At 41.8% G+C, this 20142-nt stretch carries 19 protein-coding genes; 8 read left to right on the forward strand and 11 right to left on the reverse strand.

From position 1 onward, the window contains the following. Window positions 1-504: 504 nt before the first annotated feature. Together rpmA and rplU are read right to left on the reverse strand one after the other, a co-directional pair. The gene (rpmA, locus tag HWQ58_RS30475; protein WP_292871328.1) at window positions 505-801 is read right to left on the reverse strand and encodes a 50S ribosomal protein L27; all 297 of its coding nucleotides are present in this window, start codon (window positions 799-801) and stop codon (window positions 505-507) included. A gap of 29 nt (window positions 802-830) precedes the next feature. Continuing rightward, window positions 831-1238, reverse strand: a complete 408-nt coding sequence (gene rplU, locus HWQ58_RS30480; RefSeq protein WP_292871330.1) for a 50S ribosomal protein L21 — start codon at window positions 1236-1238, stop codon at window positions 831-833. Window positions 1239-1774: 536 nt separating this feature from the next. Between rplU and HWQ58_RS30485 the strand changes: the two genes are divergently transcribed. Further along, entirely contained in the window at window positions 1775-3619 is a 1845-nt protein-coding gene (locus HWQ58_RS30485) for a tetratricopeptide repeat protein (protein ID WP_292871332.1), read from the forward strand. Between the two features lie 208 nt (window positions 3620-3827). Here HWQ58_RS30485 and HWQ58_RS30490 read toward each other — a convergent pair whose 3' ends face one another. Further along, window positions 3828-4142: a hypothetical protein gene (locus HWQ58_RS30490; RefSeq protein WP_292871334.1), complete on the reverse strand. Its 315-nt coding sequence runs from the start codon at window positions 4140-4142 to the stop codon at window positions 3828-3830. 504 nt (window positions 4143-4646) lie between these two features. Between HWQ58_RS30490 and HWQ58_RS30495 the strand changes: the two genes are divergently transcribed. Next, a complete protein-coding gene (locus tag HWQ58_RS30495) occupies window positions 4647-4880 on the forward strand; it encodes a Nif11-like leader peptide family natural product precursor (protein ID WP_292871336.1) in 234 nt (77 codons plus the stop codon). 236 nt (window positions 4881-5116) lie between these two features. Then, window positions 5117-6211 carry a nucleotidyltransferase domain-containing protein gene (locus HWQ58_RS30500; RefSeq protein WP_292871338.1) on the forward strand — a complete coding sequence of 365 codons (1095 nt, stop codon included), beginning with the start codon at window positions 5117-5119 and terminating at the stop codon, window positions 6209-6211. 61 nt (window positions 6212-6272) lie between these two features. Here HWQ58_RS30500 and HWQ58_RS30505 read toward each other — a convergent pair whose 3' ends face one another. Both HWQ58_RS30505 and bchI read right to left on the reverse strand, forming a co-directional pair. Further along, on the reverse strand, window positions 6273-6569 hold the full coding sequence (locus HWQ58_RS30505; RefSeq protein WP_292871340.1) for a hypothetical protein: 297 nt from the start codon (window positions 6567-6569) through the stop codon (window positions 6273-6275). A 168-nt stretch (window positions 6570-6737) separates the two neighbouring features. After that, window positions 6738-7862 carry a magnesium chelatase ATPase subunit I gene (gene bchI / locus HWQ58_RS30510; protein ID WP_292871342.1) on the reverse strand — a complete coding sequence of 375 codons (1125 nt, stop codon included), beginning with the start codon at window positions 7860-7862 and terminating at the stop codon, window positions 6738-6740. Between the two features lie 338 nt (window positions 7863-8200). On the opposite strand from bchI, the gene HWQ58_RS30515 reads away from it, so the two are divergent. After that, on the forward strand, window positions 8201-9493 hold the full coding sequence (locus HWQ58_RS30515; RefSeq protein WP_292871344.1) for a glycoside hydrolase family 10 protein: 1293 nt from the start codon (window positions 8201-8203) through the stop codon (window positions 9491-9493). A 111-nt stretch (window positions 9494-9604) separates the two neighbouring features. Here the strand turns inward: HWQ58_RS30515 and HWQ58_RS30520 are convergent, their stop codons facing one another. Next, window positions 9605-10288 carry an ATP-dependent Zn protease gene (locus HWQ58_RS30520; protein ID WP_292871346.1) on the reverse strand — a complete coding sequence of 228 codons (684 nt, stop codon included), beginning with the start codon at window positions 10286-10288 and terminating at the stop codon, window positions 9605-9607. A gap of 365 nt (window positions 10289-10653) precedes the next feature. Between HWQ58_RS30520 and HWQ58_RS30525 the strand changes: the two genes are divergently transcribed. Beyond that, a complete protein-coding gene (locus tag HWQ58_RS30525; protein WP_292871348.1) occupies window positions 10654-11712 on the forward strand; it encodes a glycosyltransferase family 4 protein in 1059 nt (352 codons plus the stop codon). 176 nt (window positions 11713-11888) lie between these two features. Here the strand turns inward: HWQ58_RS30525 and HWQ58_RS30530 are convergent, their stop codons facing one another. Then, window positions 11889-12554 carry a hypothetical protein gene (locus HWQ58_RS30530; protein WP_292871350.1) on the reverse strand — a complete coding sequence of 222 codons (666 nt, stop codon included), beginning with the start codon at window positions 12552-12554 and terminating at the stop codon, window positions 11889-11891. A gap of 345 nt (window positions 12555-12899) precedes the next feature. Here HWQ58_RS30530 and HWQ58_RS30535 point away from each other — a divergent pair, with 345 nt between their 5' ends. Then, complete coding sequence (locus tag HWQ58_RS30535; RefSeq protein WP_292871352.1) at window positions 12900-13409, forward strand: hypothetical protein; 510 nt, start codon at window positions 12900-12902, stop codon at window positions 13407-13409. 8 nt (window positions 13410-13417) lie between these two features. Here HWQ58_RS30535 and HWQ58_RS30540 read toward each other — a convergent pair whose 3' ends face one another. After that, window positions 13418-14245 carry an ABC transporter permease gene (locus HWQ58_RS30540; protein ID WP_292871354.1) on the reverse strand — a complete coding sequence of 276 codons (828 nt, stop codon included), beginning with the start codon at window positions 14243-14245 and terminating at the stop codon, window positions 13418-13420. 720 nt (window positions 14246-14965) lie between these two features. On the opposite strand from HWQ58_RS30540, the gene HWQ58_RS30545 reads away from it, so the two are divergent. Continuing rightward, window positions 14966-15505, forward strand: coding sequence for a DUF3172 domain-containing protein (locus HWQ58_RS30545; protein ID WP_292871356.1), 540 nt, complete (start codon window positions 14966-14968; stop codon window positions 15503-15505). 136 nt (window positions 15506-15641) lie between these two features. Here HWQ58_RS30545 and HWQ58_RS30550 read toward each other — a convergent pair whose 3' ends face one another. Then, window positions 15642-16406 carry a DeoR/GlpR family DNA-binding transcription regulator gene (locus HWQ58_RS30550; protein WP_104906232.1) on the reverse strand — a complete coding sequence of 255 codons (765 nt, stop codon included), beginning with the start codon at window positions 16404-16406 and terminating at the stop codon, window positions 15642-15644. 306 nt (window positions 16407-16712) lie between these two features. Here HWQ58_RS30550 and HWQ58_RS30555 point away from each other — a divergent pair, with 306 nt between their 5' ends. Next, entirely contained in the window at window positions 16713-18632 is a 1920-nt protein-coding gene (locus tag HWQ58_RS30555; RefSeq protein ID WP_292871358.1) for a transketolase C-terminal domain-containing protein, read from the forward strand. An 85-nt stretch (window positions 18633-18717) separates the two neighbouring features. Here HWQ58_RS30555 and HWQ58_RS30560 read toward each other — a convergent pair whose 3' ends face one another. Together HWQ58_RS30560 and HWQ58_RS30565 are read right to left on the reverse strand one after the other, a co-directional pair. Then, window positions 18718-19548 (reverse strand): AMIN domain-containing protein, encoded by an 831-nt coding sequence (locus HWQ58_RS30560; RefSeq protein WP_292871360.1) that lies wholly within the window; start codon window positions 19546-19548, stop codon window positions 18718-18720. Window positions 19549-19655: 107 nt separating this feature from the next. Next, window positions 19656-20138: a hypothetical protein gene (locus HWQ58_RS30565; RefSeq protein WP_292871362.1), complete on the reverse strand. Its 483-nt coding sequence runs from the start codon at window positions 20136-20138 to the stop codon at window positions 19656-19658. Between the last annotated feature and the right edge of the window lie 4 nt (window positions 20139-20142).

A 20142-nucleotide genomic window follows, 5' to 3' on the forward strand; every position in this document is an offset into this window, starting at 1 on the left:
GTTACTTGGCTAATTTAGAGAGTCGTCTTCTCTAGTAAGTTTTACCACACTAGGTTTTAACAAAGGAAAAATTTTGGTTGCTAAACCTGGAAAGCTTATAGCAAGCATACCAGAAGACTAGCCCAAGAGTAAGCGGCTTGCCAAAAATCCCCAGACGCGATCGCATCCTCACAGCCAAAGGTACATCATGACCAACACTAACAGCAACCGAGACGACGAACTGGAGTTAATCAGGCTGCTCAAGTAGAATTTCTGGCGCCAGTCTTTGAAAACAAAGACAAAGTTATATTTGATGATTCTCATACTAGAGAAGTACTTCAACTTCAATGGAAGTATAAAGTCGCTGATGAGATGAAAGGTTGGGTAGAGAGAATAAAAGAGTTAAAAACTTATTTTTTAGAAGCGGTTAAAAGTTAAGTAACTACTGGAATATTTGTGCAAATCTGATTATCACATCAGCGCTAACTAACGATTAGGGTGGGCACTGTTACCCACCCTAACACTTTAACTTGCTACTGCCTCAGCAGGGGCTGCCTCAGCAGCAGTTGTGGGTGAATAAACACTAACTTTTTTACGGGTTTTGCCCTTTCTCTCAAACGTCACAACACCGTCGATTAAGGCAAACAAAGTGTCATCGCTACCAATACCAACATTGTTACCAGGGTGGAATTTAGTACCACGCTGACGCACAAGAATGTTTCCTGCACGTACAACTTGACCGCCATAACGCTTGACACCCAGACGTTGGGCATTAGAATCACGACCGTTGCGTGTACTACCTGTTCCTTTCTTATGAGCCATGATTTCCTCTTGTGTATCTACTTCTTTTATTATTCAGCAGCGGTTTCAACTTCTTCGGCAGCAGTCTCATTTACAACGGGAGTTTCCTTCTCCGCTTCTCCTTGGGCAGCAAACACTGCACCGTTAAGGGTGATGGAGTCAATCATAAGTCTGGTAATTTCCTGACGATGCCCCCGCTTTTTGCGGGTTTTCTTTTTCGGCTTCATTTTGTATACCAGAACTTTACGACCTCTGTAATGTCGCAGTACAGTCCCTTCTACAGTCGCACCTGTTACTAATGGCTGTCCAATGGTGACTTCGCCATCGTGCTGCACGAGTAATACGGAATCTATTGTAACTTTTTCATCTGGTTCGATCGCAAGCAGTTCAATGTCGTAAAACCGCCCTGGCTCTACTCGTATTTGTTTGCCGCCAGTTTCAATAATCGCGTAGGTCATGGAATTGTCCTTGAGGTTGCCGTACAGGTAGCTGGTTTTTATCTCCTATAGAGATGCTTTTGCCAGCCTTTGTAATATGTCTACCTGATCCGAGCAGGAATTAGACAGACAATCTAACATACTATTTTATTAACAGGTATCAAGTCAAGCTATACGAGGATTTTTTGGTAATTATCCTTATGAGAATAATTATTAATTTAAGTGTAGACTATGTAAAATTTTCAGATAAAGGTATGGCTTTTGTATCTTGTTAGCAAAGGTTGGCTCTGCTTATTTTATGACAACCCCGTCAGCAAATTCACTGTCCATACCATCTCTTGTAGAATGTTCAAAAACGGGACAACCCAATATTTCCATGCTGTAGTTACTCCCGTAATTGTAAGTCAAGGTAATTCTTGTGTTCAGAATCTGTATTATATTTTTAACCAATACATAATACTTATTGATATTACAATATCTGCGTAATTTTCTCAAAAAAAGAGTGATATAAAACTAAAGCAGAATATCTCTGCTTTAAATGAGCAAGGAGTATTTCTATGCATTATGTTTTTAGCACTTGGTTGCAAAATAGACTTCATCGCCAGAGCTTACTGAGTGCGAGTGTGTTAGTTTCTCTAACTTTGATCTCACCATTGTTTGTAACCAATTCAAGAATATTAAGTGCATCGGCACAGACACAAACAGTCCAGAAGCGCACAGAAGAGGCTTTACGTCTCTACCAACTAGGCGAACAGCAGTATAATCAAGGTCAGTTGAGCCAAGCCCTAAAGACATTTCAACGGGTTTTAGTTATTTATCAAGAAATTGGCGATCGCTCTCACCAAGCGAAGACCCTTAATAACATTGGGGAAGTTTATAACGATATCGGTCAGTACCCCAAAGCTTTAGAGTTCTACCAACAAGCAAATGCCATTACTAAACAAATCGGTGATACACAGGGGTCAGGTGCAACACTTAGAGGTATTGGGTCAGTTTACAACAACATCGATCAGTACCCCAAAGCTTTAGAGTTCTACCAACAAGCCTTACCCATTGCCAAACAAATCGGCAACAACAAAGAGGAAAGTAAGACACTCAATGGTATTGGGGAACTTTACTATAAACAAAGTCAGTACCCCAAAGCTTTAGAGTTCTATCAACAAGCCTTACCCATTGCCAAACAAAGCGGTGACAACAAAGGGGAAATTCAAACCCTTAATAGTATTGGAGAAGTTTACTCTAGGCAGAGTCAGTATGCCAAAGCTTTAGAGTTCTATCAACAAGCCTTATCCATTGCCAAACAAAGCGGCGACAAAAAAGAGGAAAGTCAGGCCCTCAATAGTATTGGAAAGTTTTACTCTAGCCAGAGTCAGTACGCCAAAGCATTAGAGTTTTACCAGCAAGCAAATGGCATTGCCAAACAAATCGGCAACAAGAAAGGGGAAGTTGAGTCCCTCAATAGTATTGGGGCAGTTTATGACGACCTCAGTCAGTATGGCATAGCCTTAGAGTATTTTGAGCAAGCAAATACCATTGCCAAACAAATCGGCGACAAAGAGGGAGAAGGTGCAAACCTCAGAGGTATTGCGTCAGTTTACTCTAGCCAGCGTCAGTACAAAAAAGCCTTAGAGTTCTACCAACAAGCAAATGCCATTTACCAACAAATCGGCAGCAAAGCCGGAGAAGGTACAACCTTCAATAATATTGCGGATGCTTACTCCATTCAAGGTCAATACCCCAAAGCCTTAGAGTTTTACCAGCAAGCTTTAGAGATTACCAAACAAATTGGCGACAAACAGGGGTCAGGTACAAATCTGGCAAGCATGGGGGGATTTTACCACAGCCAGAGTCAGTATCCCAAAGCTTTAGAGTTTTACCAGCAAGCCTTAGCTATTTACCAACAAATCGGCAGTAAAGCTGAGGAAGCCTCTGCTCTCAACGGTATCGGGTCAGTTTATTATGGACAGAAGCAGTACCCTAAAGCCTTAGAGGTTATTGAGCAAGCGTTAGCAATTCACAAACAAATTGGTAGCAAAGCAGGGGAAGGTACAACCCTCAATAATATAGGGGCATTTTACTACAGCCAGAGTCAGTATCCCAAAGCTTTAGAGTTTTTTGGCCAAGCCTTAGCAATTAATAAAGAAATTGGCAACAAGTCAAAAGAAGGTATAACTCTCAACAGTATTGGGGCAGTTTACTATAAACAGCGTCAGTACAAAAAAGCCTTAGAGTTTTTTGGGCAAGCTTTAGTCATTTACCAACAAACCGGCTCTGTTAAGAGTGAATGCATAACCCTGAAAAACATTGGAGCAATCTACACTAACTATAATCAAAATCCCAGATCCTTAAACTTGTATCGGCAAGCTTTAGGAACTTGCAAAAAAATTGGTATTAGGCTTTGATCTGATACCAATTTCAATGCTATTGAGCGTTGATAGACTAGGAATGACGGAGTTGGAGTGAAAAATACTGAAAATGCAATTAACACTGTATCGGTCATTAGTATTGCGTCTGGCGGATTTAAAGATGAAAAAACTAGCTAATTTATTATATTCTTCGACTTAATTTGCGAAATATTGATTGTCGTTTCATTGTACTTTGTATCGGGAGCTAGGCTTTGATTACTGTAGGAGATGTTGGTGATGCAAACGCGATCGCCATAGCGAATTGGACCTGCATCGCCAGAAGCTTTAGTAATCCGCCAGCTCTGTTTATCCTCATCATAGCCATCTTGCCAATAGTAACAATCATGGCTATCCGAAAAAGCCCCAAAATATTATTGTTGCCTGTCGCTGATTCTGTCGTTCTGATTTTGATGTGGCTGTTGGATTGAACCTCGCCATTGCCGCCCACAAGTTCAAGTTTTACTTTTCCTGTATTGCCCAACCGCGGCCAGTTGTAGCGTCCTTGATCGACCACAATCAAGTATTTACTGCTCTCGTGTTTAAGATAAAAGTTATCATTCCTTCAGCTTAACTTAGTGCCATTCATATCGTGTCCGGTGAAAGACTTATCATTAAGACCGCAGTTCTTGCTGGGGGCTCTTAGCTGGGGGAAAGAGGGTTTTCCGGTTTCTGCATAGATTACGGGAATTATAACTAATTAACCGGACATGATATCAGTATAGGCGTAGCCCGTCGTAGACATCGCCCACTGGCACGAATATAAATTGTATTTACAAGAAGTCAGAATAAATACTTTTTAGATAAAAATTGCTACTATCTTAGGGCTGAATCTACCAAATATTAACATTAGTTCGTATTAGCTGAAAAGTTATACTTTTTTATCAAAATCAACACATTTTTCTTCTTTGTTTTAATATCAAAGTATAAGGTGTCTCATCTAGAAATTCTTTACAAAAGTTCGTGAATCCTCAAAAGTTAAACTATTACGTTCAAACCTGATATTTCAAACAGGAGATTGATTGTCATGACACAGCAAAATGCTGCCCGACTTTTTCAAGCGGTAAAAGAAGATCAAGCGTTACAGCAAAGACTCAAAGCAACAGCCGATCCAGAAGCCTTCATCAAAATTGCTCAAGAGCGTGGCTATGATTTCAACGCCGAAGAACTCGACAGTGAAATCAGCAAATTATCTGAAGAAGATTTAGCTGCCATTGTCAATCCAGGATGGGGGAATAGACGCCACATTTATCCGAGATAATTCCTGTTCATAGGAAATCGAAAGTATAGGAACAACTGAATTAACAAGTTTTGCTCCTCAAGTGGATACTGTTGTATCATCTCCTTTAAGGGCATTCCTGTTATACCAAGGCTCAGATCCCTGATTTCTTAGAGAAGTCGGGGATTTTATTGTTCGCAAATGATTCCTTTCTCTACTCTCCGTCTCGCCACCTGCTTAACTGATGAGTTAGGATGACTATATTTTTATCAGGTGATATGAAAAGAATAGAAGTTGAGCAAAGAACTATTTTAATTGGTTTGGCTGGTAGCCACGGCTATGGTTTAAATCGTCCTGATTCCGACTTTGATTATCGGGGAGTATTTATTGCACCTAAAAGGTACTATTTGGGATTTGATCGGATAGAACAAAAAGATAGTGGTTGGGATGAACCAGGAATATTTCCATTCGTTGATGGTAACAAAGATACAGTTATATATGAATTAAGAAAAATCCTCCAGTTATTAGCTGGTGCGAATCCCAATGTTTTAGAATTGCTTTGGTTGAATAACTATCCTTTTTTAAGCGCAGTCGGACAGCGTTTAATCGATCGTAAACAATTATTTTTGAGCAAGAAGGTAAAACATACTTACACTGGTTATGCCTTTGCCCAAATCAAAAAGATGGAAACTCATCGTAAGTGGTTGTTAAAGCCACCACAAAAAAAACCAATACCATCTGACTTCGCTATAGAAGACGAAACACCTCTGAGCAAAGATGAGTTAAATGCTTTTCTGGAGTATCTTTATAACTTAATTAGAGGACGGATTGAATTTTTGGAAGAAGCAGAACAATTATATCAATTGCTGACAGCAGATATTGATTTTAAAGGAGTTTTAAAACAATATACTTTACCTGATGAAACTTTGGAATATACCCAAAAGTTAACCAATAGCCGTAAAGATTTTATCCGGCTACTTCAGAAAAGTCAAAGCTATCAAATAGCTTTAAGAGAATGGAAGGCTTACTTATCTTGGCAGGAGAATAGAAATCCGGCTAGAGCAGAAATGGAAAGAAAGTCGGGTTTTGACCTTAAACATGGAATGCACTGCATTAGATTGTTACGCAGTGGAGTAGAAATATTACGGCAAGGTGAAGTGATTGTAGATAGAAGAACAGCTGGTGATGTTGAAGATTTAAAAGCTATTTTAAAAGGTGAGTATTCTTATGAACAGGTGATGAAAATGGCAGAAGATTTAGTAGCTGAAATGGAAATTGTTTGCGAACAATCTGCCCTACCTCATAAACCTGATTTAGAACAAATTAATGAGTTGTGTATGGAATTGGTGGAAATGCAAAAATGGAGTCATTAGTCATTGGTGCTTACAACTAACAAAAAACAAATGACAAATGACAAATGACAAATGACAAATTTTAAAGAGTGTACATTAAGTCAGCAAAGCCATAGAGGCTGATGATCAGTAATAGGGATGCTGTTAGTTGGGTAATTCGTGTTTGGGGTGAGGGGGCGATCGCTTCCCGCACTAAGATAGAAATAGATGCCCCAACTACTAAGCTCAAGCCTAAGATTAAATAGGGTATGTCGGGTAAAATACTGGCTATTGCCAGCATAGCGATCGCTAATAAGAGCATCAATAATTCTACAAACCTGGGCGGGTTGTATTGGCTAGATAGAACAAAGCTGTTGAACCAAAAAGACCAGATTCTCATATTTTAGTGCTGAGTGCTGAGTGCTGTTAGCGGAAGCGGGGCGTTTAGCCCGTGCTGAGTTAAGAGTTAAGAGTTAGGAGTTGTGAGTTATATACTCAGTCTTGAGTGAGGAATTAAAGTTTTGAGTTATGAAGCAGTTTTCCATTCAAAACTCCTCACTCCTAACTTTTAAGCCCTGGCCCCTAACTTTTGACCTGTGCCGTTTTTTTGTGCAGTATCACTTTCTGGTAGTTCGACGCCAAAGACGCGGCTAAAAACTTTGGCGACTTTGTAGCCAGAATCAATCGATTCTAAAGGGTCTTTCCGCAGTCTGTGACGCAAGCATAGCGTAATTACGCGATGGATATCATCAACTGTAACTTCAGTGCGTCCTTCATAAGCTGTTAAGGCTTTGGCGGCGCGGTTACTAACAATGTCACCCCGCAAACCATCCACATCCAATTCTGAACAGACTTCAGAAATTTTCACCCGCAAATCGTAGTCAATTTTCACTTCTGGCAAAAGCTGTTGAGCATTGACAATTTGCTCTTGCAATGCTTCTTGCTGGGGTTTGTAGCTTTCGAGAAATACTGGCGGATTTTGGTCAAAATCCGCTCGTTGTTCCACTATTTGCACCCGCAAAGCTGGTTCTTTGACTGTGTGAATTTCTGCGTGCATCCCAAAGCGATCGAGTAATTGGGGGCGGAGTTCGCCTTCTTCGGGATTTCCAGAACCGACAAGCACGAAACGGGCTGGATGACGGATAGAAATACCTTCTCGTTCTACAGTGTTCCATCCACTGGCAGCGGAGTCGAGTAACACGTCTACAAGGTGGTCGTCTAGTAAGTTGACTTCATCCACATAGAGAATACCGCGATTAGCCTTTGCTAGCAGTCCCGGTTCAAAAGCTTTGACACCTTCAGATAAAGCTTTCTCGATGTCGATTGTGCCACAAACTCGGTCTTCTGTAGCTCCTAGCGGCAGGTCTACCATTTGGACTTTTTTGTGAGCTACGGGAATTTCTGCCCCTTGTTCTAAAAGTTGGCGGACTTCATCACTCATCAAGTCGGGGTCGCTAGGATCGCTACTGAAGGGGTCATTAGCAACCACAGAAATTTCTGGTAGCAGATCCGCCAGCGCCCGGATAGTTGTGGATTTCCCGGTGCCGCGATCGCCCATAATCATTACACCCCCAATTTTGGGGTCAATCACGTTCAATAGCAGCGCCAGTTTCATTTCTTCCTGGCCCACAATTGCCGTAAAAGGAAATACTACGCGACGCGCACTTGCCGTGGATTGAGCAGTTGGACTCACTAAATTACCTTAACAATATTTTTCTTATTACAGTTCTTTATTGTGACACAGGTGGGGTGTGGGGGAATGTGAAGATCGGGGGCAGGGGCAGTAGGGGAGAAATCAATTCAAAATTCACGCATTCAAAATTCAAAATTAAAGAACTTCTGCTTTCTGCCTCCTCTTTCCCAATGCCCCATTTCCCATACCAAATATCTATTGGGCACAAATGCTTACTAGCTGCGTCAACTATCTTAATTTGTCTGCTTTAGTTTTTTTGGTGCAAAACTTCCATAAGCAAGGAACGAATAACTACCAACTCATCAATTCTGTACTAAGCATAAATACTTGTAGACTATATGGTTAGTAGATTCAATCGTAAAAGCAAGCAGTGGCTTGTGTGGGTAGCTAATGCATCATTCAAATCCATGAAATCGTCATTTATTGTTCAAAGTTGGCGGCGACTACTCAAATCTCTTTTTCCGATTCTTATTTTAATATCGTTTGTTACTGTGTTGTTGGTGGACAGTTTCACCCCTGCGATCACTGAAAGTGGGCGCTTCAGCGCCATCGCACAGATACCCCGTCAGGAAATTCGCGGGGTTTGGATGACCACTAATGATTTTGACACCCTTAAGAATCGAGACAAAGTACAGGATGCAGTGAGTCAACTGCGGCGGATGAACTTCAATACAATCTATCCTGTGGTGTGGAATTCTGGCTATGTGATGTATCCTAGTGCCCTAGCACAAAGTGCAGGTATTCAACCTTTTGTCTACAAAGGTTCAGATGGACATGATATTCTTGCAGACCTGATTACCCAAGCCCATCACCAAGGATTGCTAGTGATTCCCTGGTTTGAGTTTGGTTTCATGGCTCCCCCAACCTCAGAACTAGCAATGAATTACCCGGATTGGTTCACACAAAAGCGGGATGGTAGCCAAACTTCAAACAGTGCGGCTGGTGAGGTGATGTGGCTCAATCCGTTCCTTCCACAAGTGCAAGAGTTTATCACCAATCTAGTGCTGGAAACTGTTACTCAATATGATGCCGATGGTATTCAGTTTGACGATCATACGAGTTTGCCCCACGAGTTTGGCTACGACCAATATACAGTTGCTTTGTACACCAAAGAAACGAATAATTCTCCCCCAAAAAATCCCCAAGATGCGGCATGGGTAAAGTGGCGGGCAGATAAAATTACAGCGTTCATGGTAAAACTTAATCAAGCTGTAAAACAGAGAAAACCCCAGGCGATTTTCTCTGTTTCTCCTAATTACTATGATTTTGCTTACAAGTTTCACTTGCAAGATTGGCTAGGTTGGATGCGACAAAATATTGTGGACGAGTTAATTGTGCAAATTTATCGTCCCGATCTAAAAAGTTTTGTGGCAAATATTTCCCGCGCAGAAATTCAAGAAGCACAACAAAAAATTCCAACTGGAGTTGGCATTATCACAGGGTTACGAAATAACCCAGTTCCTATGCAGCAAATCAAGTCTCAGGTGCGGGCCGCCCAAGAACGGGGTCTAGGCGTAACCTTCTTTTATTATGAAAGTCTTTGGAACGATGCTCTAGAATCTTTAAATGAGCGACAAGCTGGATTTGAAAATCTTTTTCCATCTCCTGCACTCCGCGCCAGAGTTGAATAAATTTTCTGTTTAAGATGATATTAATGTGTTCGTAGTAAGGACTTTAGTCCTTATTTTTTAAGCACTAAAGTCCTTACTACAAACTCTTCACTACTAGCTTGATATAACTTCCTATTTCCCACCCCCTACTCCTAATTCAGCATGGCAATCTTCGACCGAAGTGCGTTGTCGCATGGCACTAACTAAAGCCTCGTAGCTAGACCAATTTTCTTCTAGTAGAGTTTTTGCCTGGAGGGTATGAAAACGCAGTTTTTGCTGATAAACTGATTCAGAAAAGCCTAAAATTGTCAAGACTCCTATCAGCTTGCTTTTATCATCAGTTCCACCCTCAGCATTATTAAAAACCAGGGTTTCAGCAGCAATACCCGCCATCCAAACAGTGCAGTAGCGGTCTAGCATTTGGGCGCTGATTTTACCTACTTCTAGTTGAGATGCTAATTCGCTATCATCAAAGCTAACGCCGCCTTGCCCAGGTTGCCCCTGTTTCCAGGCTTCCCAAGCGCTGAGTGTGTAGCCGGTAACGGGAATACCCAATAGGTAAGCAACCAAGAAATGTCCTGCTTCGTGGTGGACGATGCGATCGCGGTGTTCTTTTGAAAAACCAGCAATCCAATCTACAAAGATAGTACCACCCTTGCCTTGCAAGCTGAAGCTATCTAATGTCGCTATGCCTAAGATGGTGAAGGTAGCAAGTGCTGGGACTGCCGGTGATAAGTTGAAGAATGGCCCCACCAGTACCGATAGGGTCATGAGAAAGATAGATATTGCAACTAAATTAAGGCTAGTTTGGCTCATTGAGAGTTTTCTGAGTATCTGCTTAATCTTTATTTATTATGAGGCAATGTCTACGACGGGCGTAGATGCAGCACAGCTTTTGCATCAAGCTAGTTGTAGCGATCGCCTAATTTTTTCATCTCACACTTAATTAAATTACTGGCTTAACATCAGTCTTCAGAATTTTGAAGTTTTACCCCGATTTATCAAGCCGTTACTGAATAAGTCTTTAAGCTAAGTAACTGGTTACAAGCGCTATTAATCAGTAGAAAGTGGTGAATTTTACCCACTACTGACTACTTTTTAGTTGTCGCTGAAGACCTCAATAATTATGTTGATTTCTATTCAGTTACTTATCTTTATTTTTTATACACATTTCAAAGCTTATGCGAATCATACATATTTTGAACCATGTTCAAGAAATAGGTAACGGTATTGTGAATGTGGCTGTGGATCTGGCTTGTCTACAGGCAAAATCTGGTTATGAGGTAGCGGTTGTTTCTGCTGGTGGGGAATACGAGGCTTTACTAGATATTTGTGGTGTCAAACATTACAAATTAGACCAAAGCAGAAAACCGATAAATACGATTAAAGCAGCTATACGTTACCGAGCGATCGCAGCTGAATTTCAGCCGGATATTGTTCATGCCCACATGATGACGGGAGTAATACTAACACGTATTTTTAAAGGAAACAAATATGCTTTAGTTTCTACAGTCCACAACGAATTTCAGCGTGCCAGCCTGCTGATGGGTTTAGCTGACAGAGTAATTGCTGTCAGTCAGGCTGTATGTGATTCTATGATTAGGCGTGGTATTGCAGAAAACAAGTTGCGGGTAGTATGTAACGGAACTTTAGGCAGTCCCCGCACCCGACAGATACAAGATTATCAACCATTACCATTACAGCATCCAGCGATTGCCACTGTAGCCGGAATGTATCAACGCAAAGGAATTGCTGAGTTAATTGCTGCCTTTGAACAAATCGCCTCAGATTTTCCTCAAGCCCATCTTTATTTAGTAGGAAATGGCCCTGATAAACAGCTATTTGAGGCACAGGCACAAGCAACTTCTGTAAAAGAACGCATTCATTTTGAAGGCTTCCAACCAGAACCTCAACGCTATCTGATATCTTGTGACATATTTGTGCTAGCTTCCCACCGCGATCCTTGTCCTTTGGTACTTTCGGAAGCTAGAGAAACTGGAACTGCGATCATCGGCACTCAGGTAGACGGGATTCCTGAAGCTTTAGACAACGGGCGAGCAGGTCTTTTGGTGCCAGTAAAAGATAGTCATGCTTTAGCTGGGGTTTTAGTGCAATTACTAAGTAATGCCGAGATGCTGCAAGAGTGGAAACAGCGGGCAAAGAAAAACCTACAGAGGCTGAGTGTTGCCCGCGTTCATCAGCAAACAATGACAGTGTATCGTGAGTTAATTACAGAATGAGGGCATTGGGCATTGGGCATTGGGCATGGGGCATGGGGCATTGGGCATTGGGCATTGAGTAGTGGACAACTAACTCTTAACTGTTAACTGTCCACTCCTTGCTCCTCTGCTCCCTGGCTTCTTCCCCAGTCCCCAGTCCCCAGTCCCCAGTCCCCAGTCCCCAGTCCCCAATCCCCTTAACAGAGCGATCGCTTTAATTTTAAAGCTACGCCTAAAGCGCCAAAGACCAGTACACCCAAAATGTTAGTTGATTCAGGAACGGCAGTATAAGCAGTATAATAAGAAGCCACCCTGATCGGCCCATCTTTATCTTCTTGCTCTGCTGGAATTGGTGGAATGATTCCAGCACCTGGCGCTAGATTAGGCAGGGTAGCGAATGGATTGTAAAACAGGGTTCCGTTTGGAATTATGCCACCACTAAAAGTGATAGTACTACCAGCAATGGTAATGTCTGTAAAAATATCTTTTAGATCGGGGTTAGCAGAGTTACCAATCTTCCCATCTCCATTAACATCTCCCCACTGCACTGGTTCATTATCAAATGGTGGAGTAGAATTCAGATTACTATAGGACAGCGTTTTTAAATCAAAGACTAAACTGTTTATATCGTAACCAGTAGCATTTAGAAAGTTATTAGCTACATCTGGAACACCATATTCTATTACTTGCCCTGGTAGAAACTCTGTAAGGGTTCTTGGTTTTTTTGCGTCGAGTACATCTTGATTTTTAGTCGTCACAATGGGTTCTACAAAAATGACGGCTCTTGCTGGTGTCCAAGACAAAAAACTAATTCCTGCTGCTCCGAGAACAGACAAGGCTATTTTTGTGGCAATTCTAGTCATATTTGTGTCCTTTGGATATTGATTTGCAGAATGCTATACCAGATGATTTAGATCAAACAGCAAAAACTCACTTTTTAACTGCTATCTACCTGCTAGATAAATAGTGGTTAATGTGTGCTTGCTCACTGAGTTGATATTTACTCATAGGTTGATTTATAAAGCAATTCTTGTAATGCTTTATCATGATAACTAGTAATTTCACGCAATCTTTATCAAAAATCTAAATTAGAACTTATATATTGACAGATTAGACAATATGTGAAGCATAAATAATTATCCTGACTCCTAATGAACTGTGGTTTATTGCTGTCTTAACGGTACGCTACATATCAGGTTTGAGATGAAATGGTTATAAGATTTAGAGACTATGGCAAACGGCTTGCTGATTTTGAGCAAGAAATTTTAGTACGTTGTCCCCAATGTGATCGCATTGCCAAGATATTGACTGTAAACTCTGAGCAATCAAGTCTCAGTTCCATCAAAAGAATTACCTGTCAGCACTGTAGCTATACAAAACAACAGTCAAAGGATGGCAATCGAAAAGCCGCATTATTACTGTGGCAGAACAATTACAGGGATAAAAGAAATTCTCGCTATGGAATATTAGACCATTTTTTTGGCTTACCCTTGTGGCTACAAACTTCTTGTTGCGGTCAGGTACTATGGGCATTTAATGAAGCTCATTTGAACTTCCTGGAAAGCTATGTTCAATCAAGGTTGCGAGAACGCTTGCCAGACGATTCATTAGGCTGGCATAATGGCAGTCTTGCCAGTCGCCTACCCAGATGGATCAAGCTGACACAGCATCGGGAAAAAGTTTTACAGAAAATTCAACAGTTAAAGCATAGATTATAATCAACGCTTTAATCTTGTTGATGAGCAAATTTATAACCACCCCATAAAGATAGAGCGATCGCAACTACCAGCAAAATGGGTATGCTGTACCAAGGAAACTGAGACAAGGGTAGATGAGCAACTGCACGCAATCCAATACTGGCGTAGGTTAGTGGCAGCAGGTAAACTAAAACTTTCAGAGCCGCTGGTAATGTAGCAGGGTCAAAGAAGGTCGCTCCTAAGAATGACATGGGGATAATGATAAAGTTGTTGTAGAGTCCGACTGATTCGAGCGATCGCACACTCAACCCTACAATCACCCCTAATCCAGCAAATACCGCACAATTCAGCGCCACTAACAGTAAAAACAGTGGGTTGAGAAAATTCCAGTTTCCTGTCAACAGCAGCGCTACCAAAATCACGGAACCGGAAGTCATCAAACCCCGCACGACTCCCGCCAGCATTTTACCGATATACAACGCTAACGGATGTACGGGAGTCAACAATAATTCCTCAAAGGTTTTGGTAAATAGTCTGTCTCCACAAATTGAAAATGTCGTTCCAGCAAAGCTAACCGTCATCGATGACAGCGCCACCATTCCCGGTAATATAAATTCTAAATAGTTGTCATAGTTACCACTAATTCCTGAACCGGGTTTGATGGAACTACCCAAACCCAAGCCAAAAGCTAAAATATATATCAGTGGGGATATTAAACCTGATGCAGCAACTGGTAGGATTCTCACGCGTAAATCTAACCAATCTCCCCAAAAAATAGTCAGACTATCAGCTAAGAAGATTTGAAGTTGCGAAGTTTTGAACCTCTTGCCCGAAGGTAGCGCTCTTTGAGATGTCACGTGCTTTCAATTACTTATTAAAATTTCATTAAGTGTTAATTTACATTATTTTACACATCAATTGCTAGGGGTAACAAAAATATCTCATCCTAAAAAGTGGAAATTAACAACAAAAATTAGATAGTTTAAGCATTCTGACTAGACTAATTGTGAAAACTAAATCAGCTATAGCAATCCTATCTGAGTTGTGAAAAATACTCTTTTTAACGAACCGCAAAGGGCGCATACTCCTACGGAGAAGCAAGCTACGCGCAGCATCTCGTAAGAGTTGGACGCGAAAAAGGAGAAAAGAAAGAATTTATATATGATAACAATTAAAAATATGGTATAATTATTAAACTAAATTCATAAATTAATTGGTAAAATCAAGCAACACAAAAAAATGCAAAGGTTATAATTAATAATTAATTAATCTTAAAATAAATATACTTACTAACAAATGAAAAAAATAAGCAATTAGTATAGCTTGACATAAATTCAGCTATTATTTTAATTAGCCATACAAGTTCTGGAGCAACTTGTCTAAGGTAGGCAAACTTTCGCCACAGTAACCATATTAAATTTTTGTCCTGATATCTAGATAAGCTCCTATTTTTCTCATTTAACAAGAAGATCGCAGAGAAAGTCATAGGCAATTACAGTCAAGAATAGGCATACTGAAAGAAGGAGAAAACTTTAGACCACTCCCTCCCAAATCGGCGTGAAGGTGATTAAGCAACAATGAGACGTAAATCTACTGGTAGATCGGCTACTACTTCTAAACCCTCTATTTTCCAATCCCCTCTATTTAACTTCACCACCATCGCAATTATGGGAGGAGTGTTGATTTTGGGAATTGGGATTGGCATTGCTTTTAGTTCTACAACCACATTGACTCCATCAAATGTAGCTTCCCGTGAATTCATTGATACCAAAGCACCAAACCCGGAAATTTGTGTGCAGTATGGAGCCAGCGCGATGGTGATGGACGCTAGATTGTTCGTCACTCTCAACCCTTTCAATGTCTATGTTGCCCAACCCAGTATGCGTCCTGGATGTGTGATCCGACAAAATAACTGGGCGCTTTTAGAGAACCGCAAGTTGGTGACATCTGATCAGGTTAGAGATTGCAAAAATCGCCTAAACACCTTTGGTTTCACAGGTAACTTGGACAGTGACAAACCTGATATTAGATGTATATATCAGAATGAAGCTGCTCAAAACTTCTTTACGGCTCAACCCGGAGCAGTTGGAACACCTCAGGAAACTGACAGATTTTAGATTGGGGCATTGGGGACTGGGGACTGGGGATTGGTTATTGGTTATTAATTCTTCTCCCTCATCTCCCCCTGCTCCCTCATCTCCCCCATCTCCCCCTGCTCCCCAGTCCCCCGCGATCGCATCTGCCTTCATCAGCTCACTCATACTCATCACGTATAATGGTCAAACCTAAAGCTTTATAGGCACTCAGCATATTATTAGATACTGTCGGTGCAGTTACTAGATAAGTCAGGGCATGAATAGACTCCACTAGATAAGGAGCAGCTGTATCCAATTTTTCTGCTGTCACTAATCCGACTACCTCAGCCGATCCCGCAATCATGGCTCGTTTGACGTGGGCTTCGTCTAGGTTAGGTACACTAATCCCAACTTCTGGATGCAAACTGCAAACCCCCAACATACACAAATCTGCACGAATCATCCGTAATGTCTCAATTGTGACAGTACCCACGTTCACCAAGGCTTTTTTGTAGAGTTGTCCACCTAACATCACAACCTCTATATGGGGATGTTCTGCTAAAGCAACGGCAATTGGCGGACTATTTGTGATCACTGTTGCGTGCAAATCTAGGGGCAAATGACGGGTTACTTGGAGAGTTGTCGTACCTCCATCTAAAATTACCACCTGTCCTGTACAAACTAATTTTGCTGCTGTGCGAGCGATCGCTTCTTTTTCTTTTGGCGCTTGCTTTTGGCGATCGGCATAACTAGCGGTGGCTGGAGATTTAAGGAGCGCTCCCCCATGAACGCGTTGCAATAGTCCCGTTTCTGCCAGTTCTCGCAAGTCTCGCCGAATCGTATCCTCAGAAACTTTGAGAACAGCACTAAGTTCTGTCGAAAGTACCTTTTTATCACGACGCAGAATTTCTAAGATAAATTGTCGTCGTTCAGCAGTTAGCATAATTAATTTTCCTGAAAATGCGCTTTTGGGCTTTAAATTGCACGTTTGTGAGTTTATACTTATTGATATGCAAGTCTTTGTACGGTAATCCGTAACTTCAATTGAATTCAAGCACATTCATGCACAATTGAATGTATTGATTTTGGCATTTGATGAAACTACATGGTTCCATAATGGTTCCAAGTGGTTGACTTGAGCTTGGGAAATGTTTGGATAATTGTTGCCCATCGGGGTTTTAACAATTTTTTTTGTAGTGCGATCACGCCTCCCGTCTGTTCAAATTGTTTTTTATTCAATCAAGAAACCATGACTATTATGAACACCCAATTTCCAATTGATCTCGGTGCCTACAAACCTTTAGCGCTCAATCCCGCAAATTCCAGCCTCACCGTCGAACAACGAGATACTCTCAAAGCGAATATTCAACTTTGCCGAGATGCGATCGTCTTTTTTACAGCGACTGGCGCTGCTAGCGGAGTCGGCGGTCATACTGGCGGGCCATACGATACAGTGCCAGAGGTGATGATCCTTGATGCCTTTTTCCGGGGAGCATCGGAGCAATTTGTACCGATTTTCTTTGATGAGGCAGGACATCGAGTTGCCACTCAATATCTGATGGCAACATTGCATGGTGATTTACCTGCCGAGCAACTTTTACGTTATCGGCAAGCACATTCCAATTTACCGGGACACCCGGAACTAAAACTAACTCCTGGTGTGAAATTTAGTTCTGGCCGCCTGGGTCATATTTGGCCTTACATCAATGGTGTGGCAATGGCGAATCCAGGCAAGGCTGTTTTTTGTCTCGGTTCTGATGGTTCGCAGCAAGAAGGCAATGATGCTGAAGCTGCTCGCTTGGCTGTTGCTCAACATCTCAACGTCAAGCTGCTCATTGATGATAATGATGTCACGATCGCCGGACATCCTTCTAAATATTTACCTGGTTTTAGTGTCGCCAAAACCTTAGAAGGCCACGGGTTAAAAGTACTTCAGGGAGACGGGGAAGACTTAGACGATTTATACCGTCGCCTGAGCGAAGCTGTGAATACTCCCGGAGCGATCGCTCTAATCAATAAACGCCCGATGTGTCCTGGTATTGAAGGTTTAGAAGGTTCCATTCATGGCCATGATGTAATTCCTGTGGATTTAGCAGTTAAGTATCTAGAATCTCGCGGACAAACTGCGGCTGTCGAATACCTTAAAAGTATTGAGAAACCCAAACAAACATATACGTTTCTGGGTTCGGGTGACAAATGGGGCGCTAACCGTAGTGTGTTTGGTGAAGCCGTGGTGGGTGTCCTCAGTCGCATGAGTGAAGCGGAGCGTAAAGAAAAAGTCAAGGTTATTGATAGCGACTTAGAAGGCTCCTGCGGTTTGAAGATAATTCATGAAACATACCCAGAAATTTTTATTTCCTCCGGCATTATGGAACGGAGCAACTTCTCTGCTATGGCCGGATTCGGGATGGACGAGGGCAAGCAAGGTATTTTTGCGACCTTCAGCGCCTTCTTAGAAATGTGTATCTCAGAAATCACGATGGCACGGCTGAACTATTCCAATGTTCTGTGTCATTTTTCCCATGCGGGTATAGATGACATGGCAGATAACAGCTGCCACTTTGGTATAAATAATATGTTTGCTGACAATGGCTTGGATGATGGCTACCCAACACAGTTGTACTTCCCGGCAGATAATAATCAAATGACAGCTTGTGTAGAAGCTGTGTTCTTTGAGCCGGGACTGCGGTTTATTTTCTCCACCCGTTCCAAAGTGCCCAATATTCAGGACAGCAACGGCAATGACTTCTTTGGAAGTGGCTACAAATTTGTTCCTGGTAAAGATGAGGTTATACGAGAAGGGACGCAAGGCTACATTATCAGTTTTGGCGATGCTCTCTATCGTGCCGTTGATGCTGTAGAGCGTCTGAAGCAAGAAGGGTTAGACGTTGGTTTGATTAGCAAAACAACTTTAAACACCATTGATGAAGAAATAATTACCAAAGTTGGTAATGCTCCTTTCGTGCTTGTAGTAGAACCCTTCAACCGTCGCACTGGCTTAGGTAGTCGTTTTGGTTCCTGGCTGCTAGAGCGGGGGTTGACTCCCAAATATGCCCATCTTGGAACTTATAAAGAAGGTTGCGGCGGTTTGTGGGAACAGTACCCATATCAAGGTATCGATCCAGTCGGCATCATCAACAAGGTAAAGGAATTAGTTGGAAAAAAATAATTCATTGTATTAGGGCATAGCGCATAGCAAATGGGGCATTGGTTCGATTTCCCATGCCCCATGCCCCATTCCCAATTCCCAATTTTTATTTAGTTTTAGGTAAAGGTTGACCAAACTCAATGATCGGGGGATTGGGAGCATTGGGGATTGTTGGAACTGGAAATTCTGACATTCCCAAAGGAGGAATGTTATTTAAATTATCGGGTTGATTTGGGAAAGAAGCAGGGGGAAGAATCGAAGCAGGTTGTTGAGAGGATGTATTTGGATTTAAAGGAGGTACGGTGACAAAAGGCTGCCCTGAGTTAGTAGTAGTTGAGGGCAGTTGATTGGATGGAGTCGGAACTGTGAGTGAGGGCGATTGCGGATTAGTAGTTACAGGTGGGTTACTAGGCGGCTTTTGGAGTGTTTGAGGTTGTTTCTTGGCTGAAGGTGCAGACTTTCCTGGTTTTACGGCAGTAGTTTTTTTACCAGAAATAACCGGACGTAATACCCAGCGAGTGGGGTTTTTTCGGGAAATGGGTTGCAGTTGTACCTGTTTGGGATTAAAAACAGTCCCTGCTGCTAAATCTAGGACAATGCGTGTATCGTTTGCGTTCAGTTGAGAAATACGAATGCTTTTGATGGCTCCAGAATAATTTTGTTGCGTGGTAATTTTGCCCAACTTAGTATTCGGTAAATCTACAACTAGACGAGAGGGTTGTGCCAAGTAGAAATAACGAGGGGTTGTGCCTGCTGAGAGGGTGATTTCGAGTTGCTGTGTCTTGGGAGAAAAACGCCAATTATTTAGCTTTGCCCCTGGTGTAGCAGCAGTAGTGCAAGTTTCGAGGGCGATCGCTGCATAAAAGCCTAATATACTGATGCTAAATAGCTGCTTGCCCCATTGATAAAATGGCTTAGTCTTTAGTCCTCGATCCATTCTGTTTATTTGCTCCATAAAACCCATACAATGCGCTCACATTGCTGTTTACTTCGCGCTGACAATCCCGTAGACGCGATTCATCGCGTCTCTACCTACTCCCCAATTCAATTAGCTTTTTGAGGCACAGCAGTAAATTTCAGAGTTTGTGGAATACTATTTACGGTTAATTGACCTGTCATCTTATCTTTATCCACAAGTTGCATTTGAATTGTGACTGAGGTTAGAGGATCGTTTTGGGGGCGAGGAATATTACAAAGGATTGATTTACCAACTTTTCCAGATAAATTTAATTGTTGATTTTTGAAGATGCCTGCCAGAGAGTGCTTTTCGTCAGTGTCGGCGTTAGCGTTTGTCGGTAATACAGAGGCATTTAAGTAAATACCTGACTGCTCAATGTTTAACGTCAGAGTATCCGATTTTTCACAGTTAGGCAAATTCTCCGCTAGGGTTAGACGATACCGACCATTAACTGGAGGAGGAGCCTTGAGTTTGTTTTCTCCGTAAACACTGACAGTTTTAAACAACAGTAGCACTGAAATTATTGCTACTCCGTAAAAAGCTAAAGATTTGAAGTTGAAATGATTCATGTTC

This window comes from Nostoc sp. LPT, assembly GCF_017115165.1.
GTDB lineage: Bacteria > Cyanobacteriota > Cyanobacteriia > Cyanobacteriales > Nostocaceae > Nostoc.

Bases quoted from the DNA above. Each gene is read 5' to 3' on its own strand.
- rpmA (WP_292871328.1), bottom strand. From the start codon at position 801: ATGGCTCATAAGAAAGGAACAGGTAGTACACGCAACGGTCGTGATTCT.
- rplU (WP_292871330.1), bottom strand. From the start codon at position 1,238: ATGACCTACGCGATTATTGAAACTGGCGGCAAACAAATACGAGTAGAG.
- HWQ58_RS30485 (WP_292871332.1), top strand. From the start codon at position 1,775: ATGCATTATGTTTTTAGCACTTGGTTGCAAAATAGACTTCATCGCCAG.
- HWQ58_RS30495 (WP_292871336.1), top strand. From the start codon at position 4,647: ATGACACAGCAAAATGCTGCCCGACTTTTTCAAGCGGTAAAAGAAGAT.
- HWQ58_RS30500 (WP_292871338.1), top strand. From the start codon at position 5,117: ATGAAAAGAATAGAAGTTGAGCAAAGAACTATTTTAATTGGTTTGGCT.
- HWQ58_RS30505 (WP_292871340.1), bottom strand. From the start codon at position 6,569: ATGAGAATCTGGTCTTTTTGGTTCAACAGCTTTGTTCTATCTAGCCAA.
- HWQ58_RS30515 (WP_292871344.1), top strand. From the start codon at position 8,201: ATGGTTAGTAGATTCAATCGTAAAAGCAAGCAGTGGCTTGTGTGGGTA.
- HWQ58_RS30520 (WP_292871346.1), bottom strand. From the start codon at position 10,288: ATGAGCCAAACTAGCCTTAATTTAGTTGCAATATCTATCTTTCTCATG.
- HWQ58_RS30525 (WP_292871348.1), top strand. From the start codon at position 10,654: ATGCGAATCATACATATTTTGAACCATGTTCAAGAAATAGGTAACGGT.
- HWQ58_RS30530 (WP_292871350.1), bottom strand. From the start codon at position 12,554: ATGACTAGAATTGCCACAAAAATAGCCTTGTCTGTTCTCGGAGCAGCA.
- HWQ58_RS30535 (WP_292871352.1), top strand. From the start codon at position 12,900: ATGGTTATAAGATTTAGAGACTATGGCAAACGGCTTGCTGATTTTGAG.
- HWQ58_RS30545 (WP_292871356.1), top strand. From the start codon at position 14,966: ATGAGACGTAAATCTACTGGTAGATCGGCTACTACTTCTAAACCCTCT.
- HWQ58_RS30550 (WP_104906232.1), bottom strand. From the start codon at position 16,406: ATGCTAACTGCTGAACGACGACAATTTATCTTAGAAATTCTGCGTCGT.
- HWQ58_RS30555 (WP_292871358.1), top strand. From the start codon at position 16,713: ATGACTATTATGAACACCCAATTTCCAATTGATCTCGGTGCCTACAAA.
- HWQ58_RS30560 (WP_292871360.1), bottom strand. From the start codon at position 19,548: ATGGATCGAGGACTAAAGACTAAGCCATTTTATCAATGGGGCAAGCAG.
- HWQ58_RS30565 (WP_292871362.1), bottom strand. From the start codon at position 20,138: ATGAATCATTTCAACTTCAAATCTTTAGCTTTTTACGGAGTAGCAATA.